Origin of the sequence: Bacillus luti, from assembly GCF_009739945.1 — a bacterium.
GTDB classification, from domain to species: domain Bacteria; phylum Bacillota; class Bacilli; order Bacillales; family Bacillaceae_G; genus Bacillus_A; species Bacillus_A luti.
Window position 1 is genome coordinate 1,063,784 of record NZ_CP040336.1, and the last position, 20,206, is coordinate 1,083,989.

The 20,206-nt window shown below is 37.0% G+C and carries 20 protein-coding genes; all 20 read left to right on the top strand.

The genetic code is table 11. The features are described 5' to 3' along the window. Positions 1–92 precede the first annotated feature (92 nt). The gene (lepA, locus tag EUC40_RS05480; protein ID WP_001030958.1) at positions 93–1,916 is read left to right on the top strand and encodes an elongation factor 4; all 1,824 of its coding nucleotides are present in this window, start codon (positions 93–95) and stop codon (positions 1,914–1,916) included. A 130-nt stretch (positions 1,917–2,046) separates the two neighbouring features. Continuing rightward, positions 2,047–2,421, top strand: a complete 375-nt coding sequence (locus EUC40_RS05485) for a winged helix-turn-helix transcriptional regulator (RefSeq protein WP_001293546.1) — start codon at positions 2,047–2,049, stop codon at positions 2,419–2,421. Positions 2,422–2,472: 51 nt separating this feature from the next. Beyond that, complete coding sequence (gene hemW, locus EUC40_RS05490) at positions 2,473–3,612, top strand: radical SAM family heme chaperone HemW (protein WP_071712968.1); 1,140 nt, start codon at positions 2,473–2,475, stop codon at positions 3,610–3,612. A gap of 133 nt (positions 3,613–3,745) precedes the next feature. Further along, a complete protein-coding gene (gene hrcA / locus EUC40_RS05495) occupies positions 3,746–4,762 on the top strand; it encodes a heat-inducible transcriptional repressor HrcA (protein WP_061687119.1) in 1,017 nt (338 codons plus the stop codon). 114 nt (positions 4,763–4,876) lie between these two features. Continuing rightward, positions 4,877–5,443, top strand: a complete 567-nt coding sequence (gene grpE / locus EUC40_RS05500; RefSeq protein ID WP_156574005.1) for a nucleotide exchange factor GrpE — start codon at positions 4,877–4,879, stop codon at positions 5,441–5,443. A 26-nt stretch (positions 5,444–5,469) separates the two neighbouring features. Then, a complete protein-coding gene (gene dnaK / locus EUC40_RS05505) occupies positions 5,470–7,305 on the top strand; it encodes a chaperone protein DnaK (protein WP_000034698.1) in 1,836 nt (611 codons plus the stop codon). A 204-nt stretch (positions 7,306–7,509) separates the two neighbouring features. After that, positions 7,510–8,625 (top strand): molecular chaperone DnaJ, encoded by a 1,116-nt coding sequence (gene dnaJ, locus EUC40_RS05510; RefSeq protein WP_156574008.1) that lies wholly within the window; start codon positions 7,510–7,512, stop codon positions 8,623–8,625. 28 nt (positions 8,626–8,653) lie between these two features. Then, a complete protein-coding gene (prmA, locus tag EUC40_RS05515; protein WP_000872095.1) occupies positions 8,654–9,592 on the top strand; it encodes a 50S ribosomal protein L11 methyltransferase in 939 nt (312 codons plus the stop codon). Between the two features lie 144 nt (positions 9,593–9,736). Further along, positions 9,737–10,486: a 16S rRNA (uracil(1498)-N(3))-methyltransferase gene (locus EUC40_RS05520; RefSeq protein WP_071712970.1), complete on the top strand. Its 750-nt coding sequence runs from the start codon at positions 9,737–9,739 to the stop codon at positions 10,484–10,486. 6 nt (positions 10,487–10,492) lie between these two features. Beyond that, positions 10,493–11,845, top strand: coding sequence for a tRNA (N(6)-L-threonylcarbamoyladenosine(37)-C(2))-methylthiotransferase MtaB (mtaB, locus tag EUC40_RS05525; RefSeq protein ID WP_071712972.1), 1,353 nt, complete (start codon positions 10,493–10,495; stop codon positions 11,843–11,845). A gap of 346 nt (positions 11,846–12,191) precedes the next feature. Next, on the top strand, positions 12,192–12,365 hold the full coding sequence (gene rpsU / locus EUC40_RS05530; protein WP_000048061.1) for a 30S ribosomal protein S21: 174 nt from the start codon (positions 12,192–12,194) through the stop codon (positions 12,363–12,365). A gap of 15 nt (positions 12,366–12,380) precedes the next feature. Next, positions 12,381–12,824: a GatB/YqeY domain-containing protein gene (locus EUC40_RS05535; protein WP_000054584.1), complete on the top strand. Its 444-nt coding sequence runs from the start codon at positions 12,381–12,383 to the stop codon at positions 12,822–12,824. Positions 12,825–12,932: 108 nt separating this feature from the next. Continuing rightward, on the top strand, positions 12,933–13,226 hold the full coding sequence (gene yqfC, locus EUC40_RS05540) for a sporulation protein YqfC (protein WP_000732263.1): 294 nt from the start codon (positions 12,933–12,935) through the stop codon (positions 13,224–13,226). A 175-nt stretch (positions 13,227–13,401) separates the two neighbouring features. Next, positions 13,402–14,601, top strand: coding sequence for a sporulation protein YqfD (yqfD, locus tag EUC40_RS05545; protein ID WP_071712975.1), 1,200 nt, complete (start codon positions 13,402–13,404; stop codon positions 14,599–14,601). 3 nt (positions 14,602–14,604) lie between these two features. Beyond that, positions 14,605–15,564 carry a PhoH family protein gene (locus EUC40_RS05550; protein ID WP_071712976.1) on the top strand — a complete coding sequence of 320 codons (960 nt, stop codon included), beginning with the start codon at positions 14,605–14,607 and terminating at the stop codon, positions 15,562–15,564. Between the two features lie 185 nt (positions 15,565–15,749). After that, on the top strand, positions 15,750–17,894 hold the full coding sequence (locus tag EUC40_RS05555) for an HD family phosphohydrolase (protein ID WP_156574010.1): 2,145 nt from the start codon (positions 15,750–15,752) through the stop codon (positions 17,892–17,894). Beyond that, positions 17,891–18,361, top strand: coding sequence for an rRNA maturation RNase YbeY (gene ybeY, locus EUC40_RS05560; protein ID WP_071712978.1), 471 nt, complete (start codon positions 17,891–17,893; stop codon positions 18,359–18,361). The genes EUC40_RS05555 and ybeY overlap by 4 nt, the downstream gene beginning before the upstream one ends. Next, positions 18,358–18,711: a diacylglycerol kinase family protein gene (locus EUC40_RS05565; protein WP_151624754.1), complete on the top strand. Its 354-nt coding sequence runs from the start codon at positions 18,358–18,360 to the stop codon at positions 18,709–18,711. Before ybeY ends, EUC40_RS05565 begins: the two co-directional genes overlap by 4 nt. Before the next feature lie 99 nt (positions 18,712–18,810). Continuing rightward, positions 18,811–19,209 carry a cytidine deaminase gene (locus EUC40_RS05570; protein ID WP_156574012.1) on the top strand — a complete coding sequence of 133 codons (399 nt, stop codon included), beginning with the start codon at positions 18,811–18,813 and terminating at the stop codon, positions 19,207–19,209. Beyond that, complete coding sequence (gene era / locus EUC40_RS05575; protein ID WP_001080238.1) at positions 19,202–20,107, top strand: GTPase Era; 906 nt, start codon at positions 19,202–19,204, stop codon at positions 20,105–20,107. Before EUC40_RS05570 ends, era begins: the two co-directional genes overlap by 8 nt. Positions 20,108–20,206 lie beyond the last annotated feature (99 nt).

Consider the following 20,206-nt stretch of genomic DNA (forward strand, 5'->3'; position numbering starts at 1 on the left):
AGCAGCACGAGTTTTCATTGAATCTTTGCTGCTCTATTGATATAATCAGTGCTAGTGTATATTGGCGAGACTATTAGGAGTTGAGAACATAGATGAACAAAGAAGAAAGAGCAAAAAGACAGTCCAAAATCCGTAATTTCTCTATCATTGCTCATATTGACCACGGAAAGTCAACGTTAGCAGACCGTATTTTAGAGAAAACAAACGCGTTAACACAACGTGAAATGAAAGCTCAATTGCTTGACTCTATGGATTTAGAGCGTGAGCGTGGTATTACAATTAAATTAAACGCAGTACAATTAAACTATACAGCAAAAGACGGTGAAGAGTATATTCTTCACTTAATTGATACACCAGGACACGTCGACTTTACGTACGAAGTATCTCGTAGTTTAGCGGCTTGTGAAGGCGCGATTCTTGTAGTAGATGCAGCGCAAGGTATTGAAGCACAAACGTTAGCAAACGTATACTTAGCGCTTGATAATAATTTAGAAATCCTACCGGTTATTAATAAAATCGACTTACCAAGTGCAGACCCAGAACGTGTGCGCCAAGAGGTAGAAGATGTAATTGGTTTAGATGCATCAGAAGCAGTACTTGCTTCAGCAAAAGCTGGGATCGGTATTGAAGAAATTTTAGAACAAATCGTTGAAAAAGTACCAGCACCAACAGGTGATTCGGAAGATCCGTTACAATGTATGATTTTCGACTCTTTATATGACCCATACCGCGGTGTAATTGCTTACATCCGTGTTGTAAATGGAACGGTAAAAGTTGGCGATAAAGTACGTATGATGGCAACGGGTAAAGAATTTGAAGTAACAGAAGTAGGTGTATTTACGCCGAAAACAACGCAGCGTGACGAATTAACGGTAGGAGATGTAGGTTTCTTAGCAGCATCTATTAAAAACGTAGGCGATACACGTGTTGGTGATACGATTACACACGCGAAACGTCCGGCTACAGAGGCGTTAGCAGGTTACCGTAAATTAAACCCAATGGTATTCTGTGGTTTATATCCGATTGATTCTGCGCGTTACAACGACTTACGTGATGCATTAGAGAAACTAGAATTGAATGATTCTGCTCTTGAGTTTGAACCAGAAACATCTCAAGCGCTAGGATTTGGTTTCCGTTGTGGTTTCTTAGGACTTCTTCACATGGAAATCATTCAAGAACGTATTGAACGTGAATTTAAGATTGATTTAATTACAACAGCACCAAGCGTTATTTATAAAGTTTATTTAACAAACGGTGAAGATGTTATTGTTGATAATCCATCTAATATGCCAGATCCGCAGTCTATCGATCGTGTAGAAGAGCCGTTTGTGAAAGCTTCGATTATGGTTCCGAATGACTATGTTGGAGCTGTAATGGAAATTTGCCAAGGTAAACGTGGAACGTTTATTGATATGCAATATTTAGATGAAACACGTGTTACATTGACATATGACATCCCATTATCAGAGATCGTATATGATTTCTTCGATCAATTGAAATCAAATACGAAAGGATATGCATCATTTGATTACGAGTTAATTGGTTATAAACCATCTAAACTTGTGAAAATGGATATTCTTTTAAATAATGAACAAGTGGATGCTCTATCATTTATCGTACACCGTGATTCAGCGTATGACCGTGGTAAAGTGATTGTAGAGAAATTAAAAGAGTTAATTCCAAGACAACAGTTCGAAGTGCCAATTCAGGCGACTATCGGAAACAAAGTTGTAGCACGTTCTACAATTAAGGCGATGCGTAAAAACGTACTTGCGAAATGTTACGGCGGTGACATTTCTCGTAAGCGTAAACTTCTTGATAAGCAAAAAGAAGGTAAAAAACGTATGAAGTCTGTTGGTTCTGTAGAAGTACCGCAAGAGGCATTCATGGCTGTACTGAAAATGGATGACAACTAATATTTGAAATAAAAAAGAAGTCGTTTATGCGGCTTCTTTTTTCTGTATAATTACTTTTTAGACATCTTAGCATCTCTCATTTACAATAGTGAGAGAGCTTTTTAGTTCATACAGAGTTAGGAGATTGTTAATGTCCGAAAATATTCGAAAAGATATTCAAGAGAAAATACAAAATGGTAATTTTAATTGTGAAAAGGAATTGACGCTTTCTATTATTAGTGGAAAGTGGAAAGTTGTGATACTGTGGCATCTTGGTGTAGAAGGGCCTCATCGTTTTAGTGAATTACAACGATTATTCCCAAGCATTTCTCATAAAGTTTTGTCGAATCAATTAAAAGAGTTAATGGAGGATGGGATTGTTGATCGAACAGTGTATCCTGAAATTCCTCCTCGCGTTGAGTATTATATGACGGAACTAGGCATGTCACTGTTACCAATCGTTGAAATGATGTATGATTGGGGAAAAATGCGAATGGAACAAATTCGTAATACGTTAGAGAAGTAAAGAATCCTCCGGAGTGCGGAGGTTTTCTTTTTAGAAAGGTAGGAGTTATATTTGGTGCAAGCTGCATATATTCATATTCCGTTTTGTCAGCACATTTGTCACTATTGTGATTTTAATAAAGTGTTTATTGAACGCCAACCGGTTGATCAATATTTAGAGTATTTAGAGAAGGAAATAATAAACACGGTTCAAAAAGTGCCGTTTGATAGTATGAAAACGATTTTTGTGGGCGGTGGAACTCCGACAGCGTTAAATATGGAACAGACGAAAAAATTACTCGATATTATTAACCGTCGTTTACGTCCGTTTGCTCCGAATTGTGAACTAACATTTGAAGCGAATCCAGGTGATTTACCGAAAGAGAAGTTAAATGTATTGTTAGAAGGTGGAGTGAACAGAATTAGTTTTGGTGTACAAACGTTCCGTGATGAACTACTTGAGAAAATCGGACGCAAGCATACGAGGGAAGATGCGTTTGTAGCAATTCGAGAAGCGCAGGAAGTGGGCTTCAAAAATATAAATGTAGATATTATTTATGCTTTACCAGGACAAACGATAGAAGATGTAAAAGAAACATTAGACATTGCTTTTACGCTTGGTGTACAACATTTCTCGGCATATTCATTAATTGTGGAACCGAAAACTGTGTTTTATAACTTAATGAATAAAGGGAAATTAAGACTTCCAGGTGAAGACCATGAGGCGAAAATGTACGAAATGGTAATGGATGAAATGGAGAAACACGGCTATACCCAGTATGAAATTAGTAATTTCTCAAAAGGTGATAATGAAAGTAGACATAACCTCACATACTGGAATAATGAAGAGTATTATGGATTTGGAGCTGGAGCGCATAGTTATGTAAATGGAGAACGTATTCAAAATGTAGGGCCACTCAAGCAATATTTCAATAAAATTGATGAAACCGGATTTCCGTATTTAGATGTTCACGTGGTGACGGAGAAAGAAAAAATGGAAGAAGAGTTGTTCTTAGGACTTCGAAAAACAAAAGGTGTATCTAAAATAGCATTTCAAAAGAAATTTAAGATGGAGATGGATCAAGTTTTCGCGAAGCAGTTACAAAACAACCAAGAACAAGGATTGCTTGAAGAGAGCGATGGATATGTTCGTTTAACGCGAAAAGGAAAATTATTAGGGAATGAAGTATTCCAATCATTTTTGATTGACTAATTAAATGTTCCATTAACGTGAAAAAGTTTCATTATTTCGTGACGTTTCCGTTGACAATTGAATGTCAATTTTGGTAAGTTATTAATAGATTTAGCACTCGAAGACAAAGAGTGCTAACAGAGGTGATGATGAGATGCTTACGGAACGTCAGCTCTTAATTTTACAAACAATTATTGATGACTTTATTGGATCAGCGCAACCTGTTGGGTCGAGGACGTTGGCTAAGAAAGATGAAATTACGTTTAGTTCAGCTACTATTCGAAATGAAATGGCTGATTTAGAGGAGCTAGGGTTTATTGAGAAAACGCACAGTTCTTCTGGACGTGTTCCTTCTGAGAAAGGATACCGATTTTATGTAGACCATCTTTTAGCGCCGCAAAACTTACCAAAAGATGAAATTGTACAAATTAAAGATTTATTTGCTGAAAGAATTTTTGAAGCGGAAAAGATTGCACAGCAATCGGCTCAAATTTTATCAGAGCTTACAAATTATACGGCCATTGTTCTTGGACCGAAGTTAAGCACAAATAAACTTAAAAACGTACAAATTGTTCCGCTTGATCGTCAAACTGCAGTCGCTATTATTGTAACGGATACAGGGCATGTACAAAGCAAAACGATTACCGTTCCGGAATCTGTTGATTTATCAGATTTAGAAAAAATGGTTAATATTTTAAATGAAAAGCTATCAGGCGTACCAATGTCAGAACTCCATAATAAAATCTTTAAGGAGATTGTTACGGTATTGCGTGGGTATGTTCATAATTACGATAGTGCAATAAAAATGTTAGATGGTACATTTCAAGTTCCTTTATCGGAAAAGATATACTTTGGAGGAAAAGCAAATATGCTTTCGCAACCAGAGTTCCATGACATTCACAAAGTAAGATCCTTGCTGACGATGATTGATAACGAAGCTGAGTTTTATGATATTTTGCGTCATAAACAAGTAGGTATTCAAGTGAAAATTGGTAGGGAAAACTCTGCGACAGCCATGGAAGATTGTAGTTTAATTTCTGCAACATATTCGATTGGAGAAGAACAGCTTGGAACAATTGCTATTTTAGGTCCGACAAGAATGCAATACTCTCGGGTAATTAGTTTGTTACAATTATTTACGAGACAATTTACAGATGGACTTAAAAAGTAAATGAGAGTAATACATTCGCTCAAGTGATGAACTTTTCATTGCTGTGTGTAATATATAATGCTTAGGTAATTGTGTTTAACATGGTACCTAATACCTTTTAAGGAGGTGAATATTGTGGAAGAGCGTAACGAACAAGTGGTAGAAGAAGTAAAAGAAGCGCAAGTTGAAGAAGCTGTCACGCCAGAAAACAGTGAAGAAACTGTAGAAGCAAAAAGTGAGGCTGCTCTTTTACAAGAAAAAGTAGATGAGCTACAAGCGAAACTAACGGAAACGGAAGGTCGCACATTACGTCTACAAGCTGATTTTGAAAATTATAAGCGCCGTGTTCAAATGGATAAACAGGCTGCTGAAAAATATAGAGCACAAAGTCTAGTTTCAGATATTTTGCCAGCTCTTGATAATTTTGAAAGAGCAATGCAAGTGGAAGTAGCTGACGAGCAAACGAAGTCCTTATTACAAGGTATGGAAATGGTGCATCGTCAATTGCTAGAAGCGCTGACTAAAGAAGGTGTTGAAGTGATTGAAGCTGTTGGTAAACAGTTTGATCCTAATGAGCACCAAGCTATTATGCAAGTGGAAGACAGTGAATTTGAATCAAACGCGGTTGTGGAGGAATTCCAAAAAGGTTATAAACTAAAAGATCGTGTGATTCGCCCATCAATGGTAAAAGTAAATCAATAATTTACATAAAAGTAGGAGGATTCGCCATGAGTAAAATTATCGGTATTGACTTAGGTACAACAAACTCTTGTGTAGCTGTTATGGAAGGTGGAGAACCAAAGGTTATCCCAAATCCAGAAGGAAACCGTACAACACCTTCTGTTGTAGCTTTCAAAAATGAAGAGCGTCAAGTTGGGGAAGTTGCAAAGCGTCAAGCAATTACAAACCCAAATACAATCATGTCTGTTAAACGTCATATGGGTACAGACTACAAAGTAGAAGTTGAAGGTAAAGATTATACACCTCAAGAAATTTCTGCAATTATTTTACAAAACTTAAAAGCTTCTGCTGAAGCATACTTAGGTGAAACAGTAACGAAAGCTGTTATTACAGTACCTGCATACTTCAACGATGCAGAACGTCAAGCAACAAAAGATGCTGGTCGTATCGCTGGTTTAGAAGTTGAGCGTATCATTAACGAACCAACAGCTGCAGCGCTTGCTTACGGTTTAGAAAAACAAGATGAAGAGCAAAAAATCTTAGTATATGACTTAGGTGGCGGTACATTTGACGTATCTATCCTTGAGTTAGCAGACGGAACATTCGAAGTTATTTCAACTGCTGGTGATAACCGTCTTGGTGGAGATGACTTTGACCAAGTTATTATTGACCACTTAGTGGCTGAGTTCAAAAAAGAAAACAACATTGATTTAAGCCAAGATAAAATGGCACTTCAACGTTTGAAAGATGCAGCTGAAAAAGCGAAAAAAGATCTTTCTGGCGTAACACAAACACAAATTTCATTACCATTCATTAGTGCTGGAGCTGCTGGTCCATTACACTTAGAATTAACATTAACAAGAGCGAAATTCGAAGAGCTTTCAGCAGGACTTGTTGAAAGAACTCTAGAGCCAACTCGTCGTGCATTAAAAGATGCTGGTTTTGCTCCAAGCGAATTAGATAAAGTTATCCTTGTTGGTGGATCTACTCGTATCCCAGCTGTACAAGAAGCTATTAAACGTGAAACTGGTAAAGAACCATATAAAGGTGTAAACCCTGATGAAGTTGTAGCATTAGGTGCTGCAGTTCAAGGTGGCGTACTTACTGGTGATGTAGAAGGCGTACTATTATTAGACGTAACTCCACTTTCTTTAGGTATTGAAACTATGGGTGGTGTGTTCACGAAATTAATCGAGCGTAACACTACAATTCCAACAAGTAAGTCACAAGTATTCTCAACAGCTGCTGATAACCAACCAGCTGTAGACATTCACGTATTACAAGGTGAGCGTCCAATGTCAGCTGACAACAAAACGCTAGGTCGTTTCCAATTAACAGACCTTCCACCAGCACCACGTGGTATTCCACAAATCGAAGTAACATTCGATATTGATGCGAACGGTATCGTTAACGTGCGTGCAAAAGACTTAGGAACAAGCAAAGAGCAAGCTATTACAATCCAATCTTCTTCAGGTCTTTCTGATGAAGAAGTAGATCGTATGGTACAAGAAGCAGAAGCGAATGCTGACGCTGACCAAAAACGTAAGGAAGAAGTTGAACTTCGTAACGAAGCTGATCAACTTGTATTCCAAACAGACAAAGTTGTAAAAGATTTAGAAGGTAAAGTAGATGCAGCTGAAGTAGCAAAAGCAACAGAAGCAAAAGAAGCATTACAAGCGGCAATCGAGAAAAACGAACTTGAAGAAATCCGTGCGAAAAAAGACGCTTTACAAGAAATCGTACAACAATTAAGTGTTAAATTATACGAGCAAGCTCAAGCGGCTGCAGGGCAAGCGGAAGGTGCACAAGGAGCACAAGACGCTGGTGCGAAGAAAGACAATGTAGTTGATGCTGAGTTTGAAGAAGTAAAAGAAGACAAGTAATTCAACTGTAAACATAATAAGTAAGATGACAAAAAGTCAAAGTCAAGCGTGCCTTGGCTTTGGCTTTTTTCATGAATGAGGAGAAATGTGTGAGGAGCTTAAGTTTTTTATTTTGCATACTGTAAGTGAGGAAACTTTGTTGCAAAGCACTTTCTTTCGGTGTTAAAATTACGTTTATGTGAAAGATTCGGGGGTTGCAAATTTATGAATAAACGAGATTATTATGAGGTCCTTGGACTTAGCAAGGGCGCTTCAAAAGATGAAATTAAAAAAGCGTATCGTCGTTTGGCTAAAAAATACCATCCAGACGTAAGTAAAGAAGAGAATGCTATTGAAAAGTTCAAAGAAGTACAAGAAGCATATGAAGTATTAAGTGATGATCAAAAGCGTGCGCAGTACGATCAATTTGGTCATGCTGGTGCGAATCAAGGTTTCGGTGGCTTTGGCGGCGGAGGAGACTTCGGTGGTGGCTTCGGTTTTGAAGATATCTTTAGTTCATTCTTTGGCGGTGGCGGTGGCAGACGTCGTGATCCAAATGCTCCGCGCCAAGGTGATGACTTACAATATCAAGTTACTTTAGAGTTTGAAGAAGCTATTTTTGGTAAAGAGCTAAATGTCGAGATTCCAGTAGAAGATCCATGCGATACTTGTAAAGGTAGTGGAGCAAAACCAGGAACTTCAAAAGAAACATGTAAACATTGTTCAGGATCAGGGCAAGTAAGTGTAGAACAAAATACACCGTTTGGTCGTATTGTGAACCGTCAAGCTTGTGGTCATTGTTCAGGAACTGGTCAAATGATTAAAGAAAAATGTACGACATGTCACGGTTCTGGTAAAGTACGTAAACGTAAAAAAATTAACGTTAAAATTCCAGCGGGTATCGATAATGGCCAACAAATTCGTGTAACTGGAAAAGGTGAAGCGGGCGTAAATGGCGGACCAGCAGGAGATTTATATGTTGTCGTTCATGTACGAAATCATGAATTCTTCGAGCGTGAAGGAGATCACATTATTTGCGAAATGCCATTAACATTTGCGCAAATGGCACTTGGTGCGGAAGTAGAAGTTCCTACTGTTCATGGTAAAGTGAAGCTGAAAATTCCAGCAGGAACACAAACAGGAACAGAATTCCGCTTAAAAGGAAAAGGAGCTCCGAACGTACGTGGTTACGGTCAAGGGGATCAATATGTAGTCGTTCGTGTTGTTGTACCGACGAAATTAACTTCACATCAAAAAGATTTATTACGTGAATTCGCAGGACAAGAAGAGCAGGATGATAGTTTATTCGGAAAGCTTAAACGTGCTTTCAAAGGGGAATAATGGAAATAAAAAATGGAGTTGGTAAATTGTGAAATGGTCAGAAATTAGTATTCATACAACAGAAGAAGCAGTAGAAGCTGTCTCTCATATTTTACATGAAGCTGGTGCTAGCGGAGTTGCGATTGAGGACCCAGCGGAATTGACGAAAGAGCGCGAGCAACAATATGGTGAAATTTATGCGTTGAACCCAGATGAATATCCAGCGGAGGGTGTATTAATAAAAGCATACTTCCCGCAAACGGATTCTTTACATGAAACGATTGCAGGTGTAAAATCATCTATTGATATGCTTCCATCTTACGACATCGAAATTGGTACTGGAAATATTACCGTTAACGAAGTCAATGAAGAAGATTGGGCTACTGCTTGGAAAAAATATTACCATCCAGTACAAATTTCTGATACATTCACAATTGTGCCAACGTGGGAAGAATATACACCGTCTTCTCCGGATGAAAAAATCATTGAATTAGATCCAGGTATGGCGTTTGGAACAGGAACGCATCCAACAACAACGATGTGTATTCGTGCTTTAGAAAAAACAGTTCAGCCAGGTGACACTATCATTGATGTAGGAACAGGTTCTGGTGTACTTAGTATTGCAGCGGCAAAATTAGGTGCGTCTGCTGTTCAAGCATATGATTTAGATCCAGTTGCAGTGGAAAGTGCAGAAATGAATGTACGTTTAAATAAAACAGATGACATCGTGTCTGTTGGGCAAAATAGTCTTTTAGAGGGCATTGAAGGTCCTGTTGATTTAATCGTAGCTAATTTACTAGCAGAAATTATTCTTTTATTCCCTGAAGATGCAGCACGAGTTGTGAAGTCAGGCGGATTATTTATTACATCAGGCATTATTGCTGCGAAAGAAAAAGTGATTTCTGAAGCGTTAGAAAAAGCTGGATTTACAATTGAAGAAGTGTTACGAATGGAAGATTGGGTAGCAATTATTGCACGAAATGCGTAATATAGATTTTAGTTTATAATGAAAAGGGGAGTCTCTCACTATAAGGTGAGGGACTTGCCGTTTGTTATATGAAAAATGATAACGTTTCGTTCTTTTCGTAAGTGTTGGCTTACGAAAGGAACGAAACTCTACTAAGGTGATTATATGCAACGTTATTTTGTAGAAGAGAAATATGTAAATGAGACAAGTATTCGCATTGTAGGTGATGACGTACATCATATCGCAAGAGTGATGCGTATGTCAGCTGGTGATCATATTTATTGCTGTGTAAACGGAAAAACAGCAGTATGTTCAATTGATGAAATTACCAGTGAATTTATTAATACGGCTATTGTAGAATGGGTAGAGGCGTCAAGTGAACTTCCTGTTTTCGTGACGATTGCAAGTGGACTGCCAAAAGGAGACAAGTTAGAGTTAATTTTTCAAAAAGGAACTGAGCTTGGGGCAGCTGCATTCTTACCATTTCAAGCATCTCGTTCTATCGTAAAATGGGATGCGAAAAAAGCTGATAAAAAAGTTGAGCGTTTGAAAAAAATTGTGAAAGAAGCTGCGGAACAGTCACATAGAAGTGAGGTTCCAGAAGTACATGCTCCGGCATCGTTTAAGCAATTGCTTTCAATGAGTAATGAGTATGATGTTTGTCTTGTTGCCTATGAGGAGGAAGCAAAGCAAGGTGAGAAATCCAATTTTGCGAAAGCTTTAACGACGATGAAACCAGGCCAAAAACTATTAATTGTATTTGGACCAGAAGGTGGCTTAGCCGAGGAAGAGATTGCTATGCTTCGTGAACATAAATTTGTACCATGTAGTTTAGGACCGAGAATTTTAAGAACAGAGACAGCGCCGCTATATGCGCTAAGTGCTGCTTCGTATCATTTTGAATTGATGGGGTGATGATCAATGTCAACTGTTGCGTTCCATACGTTAGGTTGTAAAGTAAACCACTATGAAACAGAAGCCATTTGGCAATTGTTTAAACAAGGTGGTTATGAAAGAACTGAATATGAAAAGAAAGCTGATGTATATGTTATTAACACATGTACAGTAACGAATACTGGAGATAAGAAAAGCCGTCAAGTAATTAGACGTGCTGTGCGTCAAAATCCGGATGCGGTTATTTGTGTAACAGGATGTTATGCGCAAACATCTCCAGCGGAAATTATGGCGATTCCAGGTGTAGATATTGTAGTTGGTACACAAGATCGTGAAAAGATGTTAGGTTACATCGAAGAGTTCCGCCAAGAGCGTCAACCAATTAATGCTGTCCGCAACATTATGAAAACACGTGTATACGAAGAACTTGATGTACCTTATTTCACGGATCGTACACGTGCGTCTTTAAAAATCCAAGAGGGTTGCAATAACTTCTGTACATTCTGTATCATTCCTTGGGCGCGTGGTTTAATGCGTTCTCGTGATGGAAAAGAAGTTATTAAACAAGCGCAACAATTAGTAGATGCAGGCTATAAAGAAATCGTATTAACAGGTATTCATACGGGTGGATACGGTGAAGATATTAAAGATTATAATTTAGCTGGATTACTTCGTGATATGGAAGCGGAAGTAGGCGGATTAAAACGTCTTCGTATTTCTTCTATTGAAGCAAGTCAAATTTCAGATGAAGTAATTGAAGTGTTAGATAAGTCTGAAGTAGTTGTACGCCACCTGCACATTCCGTTGCAATCAGGATCTAATACTGTATTAAAACGTATGCGTCGTAAGTATACGATGGAATTTTTCCAAGAGCGTTTAGATCGTTTGAAAGAAGCATTACCAGGTCTTGCGATTACATCAGACGTAATCGTTGGCTTCCCAGGTGAAACAGAAGAAGAATTTATGGAAACATATAATTTCATTAAAGAGAATCGCTTCTCAGAGTTACACGTGTTCCCTTATTCAAAACGTACAGGAACACCTGCAGCACGTATGGAAGATCAAGTACCTGAAGATGTGAAGAACGATCGTGTCCATCGTTTGATTGAATTATCTAATCAATTAGCGAAAGAGTATGCGTCACAGTTTGAAGGTGAAGTGCTTGAAATTATTCCGGAAGAGCAATTTAAAGAGGGTGACCGTGAAGGGTTATATGTAGGTTATACAGATAACTACTTGAAAATTGTATTTGAAGGATCAGAAGACTTAATTGGTAAGCTAGTGAAAGTGAAAATTACGAAAGCTGGTTATCCATATAACGAAGCGCAATTTGTTCGTGTTCTTGAAGATGATGTAAAAAAAGAATCAGCAAGCGCATAAAGTGAAACTTTAATCAGTGGGATAAAAAAGCATGCAAACGGAGACAGTTTGCATGCTTTTTTTTATGAAAAAGTTAAATGTTTACAAGATGAGTGTGTTAAGTGAGCAGTTTTTTAGTGAATCCTTGTATTAAAAACGATGTAATGATAAAAATATGGTTGTCTTCAGGGGAAAAGGATAACCATATTTTAAAAAGGAAGAGCATCTATTCTTCTTTTATTCTGTCAAATAGTTGACCTGAAGTGATAAAATGTATTATAATCGTAAAAGACATGCTGAAGAAGTGTTTCTTTTTGCATGCTGAAGTTAGTATGTAAGTGTGATGTTTCGGAGGGAGGGAAAGAGAATGTCAAAAACAGTCGTTCGTAAAAACGAGTCTTTGGAGGATGCACTTCGCCGTTTTAAAAGATCGGTTTCTAAAACTGGTACACTTGCTGAAGCAAGAAAGCGCGAGTTTTATGAAAAACCAAGTGTAAAACGTAAGAAGAAATCTGAAGCGGCAAGAAAGCGTAAATTCTAAGAGAGGGTGTAAGTTATGAGTCTTCTCGGTCGTTTAAACGATGATATGAAACAAGCGATGAAGAATAAACAAAAAGAAAAATTAACCGTTATTCGTATGGTTAAGGCTGCTTTACAAAATGAAAGCATTAAACTGCAACATACTCTTACTGATGAAGAGGAATTAACAGTTTTAGCTCGTGAAGTAAAACAGTATAAGGACTCCCTCCTTGAATTTAAAAAAGCTGGTCGTGAAGACCTTGTTGATAAACTGCAAAGTGAAATTCAGATTTTAAGCGCATATTTGCCGGAGCAATTAACGGAAGAAGAATTAGCGAATGTAATTAAGCAAGTTATTTCTGAAGTTGGTGCTACATCTAAAGCAGATATGGGTAAAGTGATGACTGCTGTTATGCCGAAAGTAAAAGGTAAAACAGACGGATCACTAGTGAATAAGCTGGTTATCCAGCTATTAGCATAAAAAAACGTCTCATTTCGTATGAGACGTTTTTTTATGCTTTTTTTCAGTTTGGACGTGATATTGCAAGCTCTTTTTTCATACATATGGGATGAGAGGAGGTCTTTTGAGATGAAAAAATTAGAACAAATGAAGAATTGGTTAACGAAGCAAATAGACCTGCCAGTGGATGTGCTAATGGATCTACCTCGGATTACGCTTGTTGGGCAAGTGCATATCTATATAGAAAATCATCGAGGTTTATTAGTATTTTCAGATAAAGAAGTGAGATTGTTGTTAAAGCATGGTCAGTTATTAATTAAGGGGAAATCCTTTGTTATTAAAACAATCCTTCCAGAAGAACTTTTGCTTGAAGGGATAATTGAACAAGTGACTTTTTTAGAAAATGAAAAGAAAGAAGAGTGAGGGAAACTTCCATATGTGAAGTTTTTCTTCTTATTCTTGTGAGTCGACTTTTCTATTCAGTTTATCGTTTTATTTAGGGGCGATAAAATTCCATATTTCATTTTCGTACGAGCTATTTTGTTAATTAACTTGAAAAGTAGTGTGTCTACTTTTGGAAAGGTAGTGAAGGTAGTAGATGAAAAACAAATGGTTTATAAAGTGGCTTGGATATGTGAAAGTACGAATTGAAGGTAGAGGAGCGGAACGGTTCGTTAACGAATGTGTACGTAGAAAATTATTAGTTTGGGATGTTAAGAAGATTGCTGATGAAACGTTAGTCTTTTGTATGTTATTACGAGATGTGAAGAAAATAAAACCAATTTACAGAAAAAATGAATGTAAATTATATTTTATTGGACGTTACGGTTTTCCTTTTTGGAATAAGCGTTTAATTAAAAATAGTGGATTTTTAATTGGGTTTCTAATTTTCTTCTTTGGTATGATTGCATTATCAAATATGGTTTGGAAAATCGAAATTACAGGAGCGAAACCTGAAACGGAATATATATTGATGAAAGAATTGGACAAAATGGGTATTAAAAAAGGGAAATTACAGTTTCAAATGCCTAGTGTAGAAGATGTGCAACGTCATTTGACAGATAATATTAATGCAATTACATGGGCGGGGCTAGAAATAAGAGGAACGACATACCATTTTAAAATTGTTGAAAAAAATGAGCCAAAAAAAGAGAAAGAACAAAAAGCACAAAATTTAGTGGCGAAAAAAGAAGCGATTGTTACAAAAACATTTGTTGAAGTTGGAAAACCAGTCGTCCTGAAAAATGATCATGTAGAAAAGGGACAGCTTCTTGTATCAGGGATATATGGTAATGAAGAGGATCCGACGATTGTTTCAGCGAAAGGTATTGTATATGGAGAAACGTGGTACACATCTCAGGTGAATGTCCCACTCAAGACGCAATTTCAAGTATATACAGGTAATGCGTATAATGAATATTTTCTTACATTTGGGAGTGCGAAAATAAAAATATGGGGATTTCAACATGATAAGTATAAACGTTCTCGTACGGAAAATGTAAAACACGATGTGAAATTATTTGGTTTTACATTACCGATTGCATATGAAAAAGATATAGTGCGAGAAGAGGAAGAAGCGAATCGAGAATATACAGAAAAACAAGCGATGAAAGTAGCAAAAGAGATGGCAGAAAAAGAACTAAAGAAAAAATTGGATGAACATGCTATGATTGTAAGTGATAAGATTTTGAGTAAAGAGGTTGAGGCGGATCAACTAAAAGTTACATTGCATTATACGGTAATCGAAAATATTGCAGAGCCACAACCGATATCTGAATCCGATATTCAAGGAGACTGAGTAATGGCAGAACAATTAGTAGAAATGAACCAACAACTGGAAAATCCTAACGAAGCAATCGCTCTTTTTGGAGTAAATGATGCTCATTTAAAAGTAATTGAAAGAGAACTTAATGTATCGATTGTAACTAGAGGAGAAACTGTTCATGTATCTGGAGCAGATGAAACTGTGACACTCGTAGAAAAAATCTTGCAGCAATTACTTGTTGTGATCCGTAAAGGTGTATCAATTACAGAAAGAGATGTCGCGTATGCGATCCAGCTCGCGCAACAAGGGAAAATTGCTCAATTTGAAGAGTTATATGAAGAAGAAATCTTTAAAACTGCAAAAGGTAAATCGATTCGTGTAAAAACGATGGGGCAAAGACGATATATTCATGCAATGAAGAAGAATGATATTGTATTTGGAATAGGACCTGCAGGGACTGGTAAAACATACTTAGCTGTAGTAATGGCTGTTAGAGCTTTAAAGCAAGGGTATGTAAAGAAAATTATTTTAACGAGACCTGCTGTAGAAGCAGGGGAGAGCTTAGGTTTTTTACCAGGTGATTTAAAAGAGAAGGTAGATCCGTATTTACGTCCATTGTATGATGCACTGCACGACATTCTTGGACAAGAATATACGCAACGTATGATGGAGCGTGGAGTAATTGAAATCGCACCTCTTGCCTATATGAGAGGGCGTACGCTCGATGATTCATTTGTTATTTTAGATGAAGCACAAAATACAACGGGTGCCCAAATAAAAATGTTTTTAACAAGATTAGGTTTTAGTTCTAAAATGGTTATTACGGGAGACCCTTCACAAGTAGACTTGCCAAAAGGGGTAAAATCAGGACTTTCTCTTGCTTCTAACATTTTATCTGGTGTATCGGGGCTATCATTCATTACATTAGAACAAACGGACGTTGTAAGGCATCCACTGGTGCAACGTATTATTGAGGCATATGATAAAATGGAATGATCCTATTTGTCAGGATCATTTCTTTTTGTATGATAAGGTTGGCGAATGGCCAATTTTTTACTATCATGAAAGAAGAAGAAAATAAGCGATAGATGACGTGTTATTTCGAAAGCGTCGTTGGTTACAAGAAATGAAAGCTATAAATAGTTTCACTTTATTTCTGGAGAGGAGAAGGTATTGAAATCATGTCAAGATCTCAAGAAATTTCTAAGTGGTTTCGTAATTTACAACATTCGAAAAAACTAAGTTGGATTTCTTACGTTGTATTAGGAGCAGTGCTGTTTTTTGCACTTATGAATAATGTAAAACCGGAGCAATTAGATGTTGAAATATATTCTATTGCGAAAAAGACAATCCATTCTCCTATAAAAATTGAAGATAAAGTTACAACAGACAAAAAGAAAAAAGAAGCGGCTACAAAAGTTGAAGATCAATATACATATAAAAGTGAGTACAAACAAAATAAAGTGGATATTGTGAATGACGTCTTTGCAAAAGTAGATGAAGTGGTGCAAGAGATAAAAGCTACTGGACCAGATGAACAAAAGAAGATAACTGATGCTGAGAAAGTGGACAAGCTGAAAAAGAAATTACCTGTTGAATTAACGAAAGAGTTATCTGATTCAAACTTACTGAACTTGATTAATGCGGATCCTAGCCAGTTAGTATTAGCGAAAGATGCAGCGGTTACAGCTATTAATAGTATTATGAGCGGGCATATTAAAATGGACGAATTGAAGGATGCGAAAGATCGATATGTCAGTGAGATGAATAGTGTTAATGTCGATAATGGTTTAAAGGAATCTATTAAGGCATTAGGAAAGTATGCGATCTCAGCCAACTATTTTTATGATCCAACTTTAACGAAAGAGAAGAGAAAAGCGGAGGAAGACTTAGTTCCGCCCGTTTATATTCTTCAAGGACAAGTTCTTGTTAGAGAAGGTGAAACGATTTCAAGTGATATGTATAATCAGTTGAAATTAGTCGGCTTGTTAGAGAAAGGTAATAGCTTTCAACCTTATGTTGGTTTAGTGGTACTGATCGGTGTGCTACTATACTTTATGCATAAGCAATTTGAAGTGTTTTTACAGAGGAAACGAGAAGATAGACCGTACATTTTAGCGTATATTACGATTTTATCTATCACGATTGTTTTAATGAAGATCATTAGTTTATTTCAAAAGCTTGAATATGCAGGAATCGCATATGTTGTTCCAGTTGCGATGGGGACAATACTAGTAAAACTAATGATTGGTGATCGGTTTGTATTTTTAACAAGTATGATTTTCTCTGTGTGCGGAAGCATTATGTTTAATGAAGGGGTAACAAGTACACTGAATTATAGTGTAGGTATTTATGTGTTATTAAGTTCGTTATCAGTGAGTATTTTCTTGAGAGAGAAAAATCGTCGTACGATGATTTTACAAGCTGGTATACTCGTTTCTGTATTAAATGTGGTCGTATTGGCGGCGTTATTATTATTACGTAATGGGAATTTTTCACCTCTTGAAATTGGTACGCAATTATTAATGGCATCCCTTTCTGGAATTATCTCTTCGGTTCTTGCTATGGGGATTTTACCATATTTAGAGAGTGGGCTTGGAATTGTATCAAGTATGAAGCTGATGGAGCTATCCAGTCCGAATCATCCACTATTACGTAAAATTTTGTTAGAAGCGCCAGGGACATATCACCATAGTGTAATGGTGGCAAACTTGTCTGAATCGGCTTGTGAAGCGGTTGGAGCAAATGGTGTATTAGCTCGCGTAGGGGCATATTATCATGATGTAGGGAAAACAGTGCAACCACGATTCTTTATTGAAAATCAGATGGGGATTGAAAACCCGCATGATAAATTAGATCCTGTAACGAGTAAAGATATTATCATTGCTCATGTAACGGATGGGGTAAAGATGCTCGAAGAATACCATATTCCGCAAGAAATTATTGATATTGCGGGACAACATCATGGTACAACGTTACTTAAGTATTTTTATTATAAAGCGATTAAAGAAGATAAAGAAAAATATACAGAAGAGATGTTCCGTTATCCAGGGTCAAAAGCAACTTCTAAAGAGTCGGCAATTGTTGGTATAGCTGATAGCGTAGAGGCTGCGGTACGTTCCATGAATCATCCTACTCCAGATCAAATTAATAATTTAGTGCAAAGTATTATTAAAGATCGTCTGCAAGATGGACAATTTAGTGAATGTGATTTGACATTTAAGGAACTACAAATCGTTGGAAAAACGTTATGTGAAACGTTAAATGGTATTTTCCATTCGCGTATTACATATCCGGAACCACCGGAAGAGAAGGAGAAAGAATGAGTTTATTAATCGATTTTATTGATGAAACAGAAGAAGTGAAAGAAGAATATGTGAATTTAATTCGTGAGATATTAGGAAAAGCAGCTCAAATGGAAAAAATAGAGGATGGCGCGGAGTTATCAGTGACATTTGTAGATAACGAACGCATTCGTGAGATTAATCGTGATTATCGAGATAAGGATCAGCCTACTGATGTAATTTCCTTTGCAATGGAAGAAATGGGAGAAGGAGAACTGGAAATTGTAGGTGCAGAAATGCCGCGCATGTTAGGTGATCTTATTATTTCTATTCCGAGAGCGAAAGAACAAGCGGAAGAGTATGGACATTCTTTTGATCGTGAACTTGGCTTTTTAGCATTACATGGCTTTTTACATTTGCTTGGTTATGACCACATGACAGAAGAGGATGAAAAAGAAATGTTTGGAAGACAAAAAGAAATTTTAGAAGCATTTGGATTAGGACGATGAAAAAAGGAAAACTTATAGATAGTTTTGGATATGCTATAGCTGGTATATTCTTTTGTCTTCGTCAGGAACGAAATATGAAAATTCATTATTTAGCCGCAGTCATTGTTATGTGCTGCGGCTTTTATTTCCATATTACGAAAATAGAGTGGATAGTATTACTTATTGTAATAGGAATTGTAATGAGTTTAGAAATGGTAAATACGGCTGTGGAAAAAACAGTAGATTTAGCGACTACCGATATTCATCCGTTTGCAAAAATTGCAAAGGATGTTGCAGCGGGAGCGGTTTTATTGTTTGCAATAATAGCTGTTATAATTGGTGCTATTATCTTTTTACCGTATATGGTATAGTTGCATTCCAAAGCTTTTCTTAAGCCTTGGGAGCGCCATAAGGGCCTTTAATGAAAGAATGTATCTATTCACAGCTGTGAACAGGAAGGATGCGGGAATATGAATAGTAAACAATTAATTCAAGAAGCAATCGAAGCGCGTAAACAAGCGTACGTACCATATTCAAAATTTCAAGTAGGTGCAGCATTATTAACGCACGATGGAAAAGTATATCGTGGATGTAATGTTGAGAATGCGTCATATGGCTTATGTAACTGTGCAGAAAGAACAGCTTTATTTAAGGCAGTTTCTGAAGGAGATAGAGAGTTTGTAGCTATTGCGATTGTAGCAGACACAAAGCGTCCAGTACCTCCTTGTGGAGCATGTCGACAAGTTATGGTAGAATTATGTAAACAGGATACGAAAGTATACCTATCAAATTTACATGGTGACGTTCAAGAGACGACAGTTGGAGAATTGTTACCAGGAGCATTTTTAGCGGAGGATTTACATGAATAGAAAAGGTTATAAATCAGGTTTTGTCTCTATTATTGGCAGACCGAATGTTGGAAAATCTACATTTTTAAACCGTATTATCGGCCAAAAAATTGCTATTATGAGTGACAAGCCACAAACGACTCGTAATAAAATTCAAGGCGTATATACAGAAAATGATTCACAAGTAATTTTCATTGATACACCAGGAATACATAAACCTAAACATAAACTAGGTGACTTCATGGTGAAGATGGCTCAAACGACATTAAAAGAAGTTGATATTGTTCTGTTTATGGTTAATGCAGTTGAAGGATTTGGTCGTGGTGAGGAATTCATCATTGAGAAATTAAAAGAAACGAAACAACCAGTATTCTTAGTAATTAATAAAATTGACCAACTTCATCCAGAGCAATTATTAGAGTTAATTGATCAATACCGTAAACTACATGAGTTTGCAGAGATTGTACCAATTTCTGCATTAGACGGTAATAATGTGGACGCTTTAATTGGAACAATTAAAAAGTATTTACCAGAAGGGCCACAATACTATCCAGATAATCAAGTAACGGATCATCCAGAGAGATTTATTATTGCAGAGCTTATTCGTGAGAAAGTACTACATTTAACACGTGAAGAGGTCCCACATTCTGTGGCTGTTGTGATCGATGCGATTCAAAAGCGCGAGGGCGGGGCAGTTTATATAAATGCAACGATTGTTGTTGAACGTCCATCGCAAAAAGGAATCATTATCGGAAAGCAAGGGAAGATGTTAAAAGAAGTCGGTAAGCGCGCTCGTTTTGATATTGAATCGCTACTTGGTTCTAAAGTATTTTTAGAAGTATGGGTAAAAGTGCAAAAAGATTGGCGTAACAAGATGTCACAGCTTCGTGACCTTGGTTTCCGCGAAGACGAGTACTAAAATAGAGTAAGGCTGTAATCAGTGGATGGTTCGTTCGTCCGCTGATTATTGGTTTTTATGAACTTTGATAAATTAGGAAAAATTTTTCTCACATGAAAA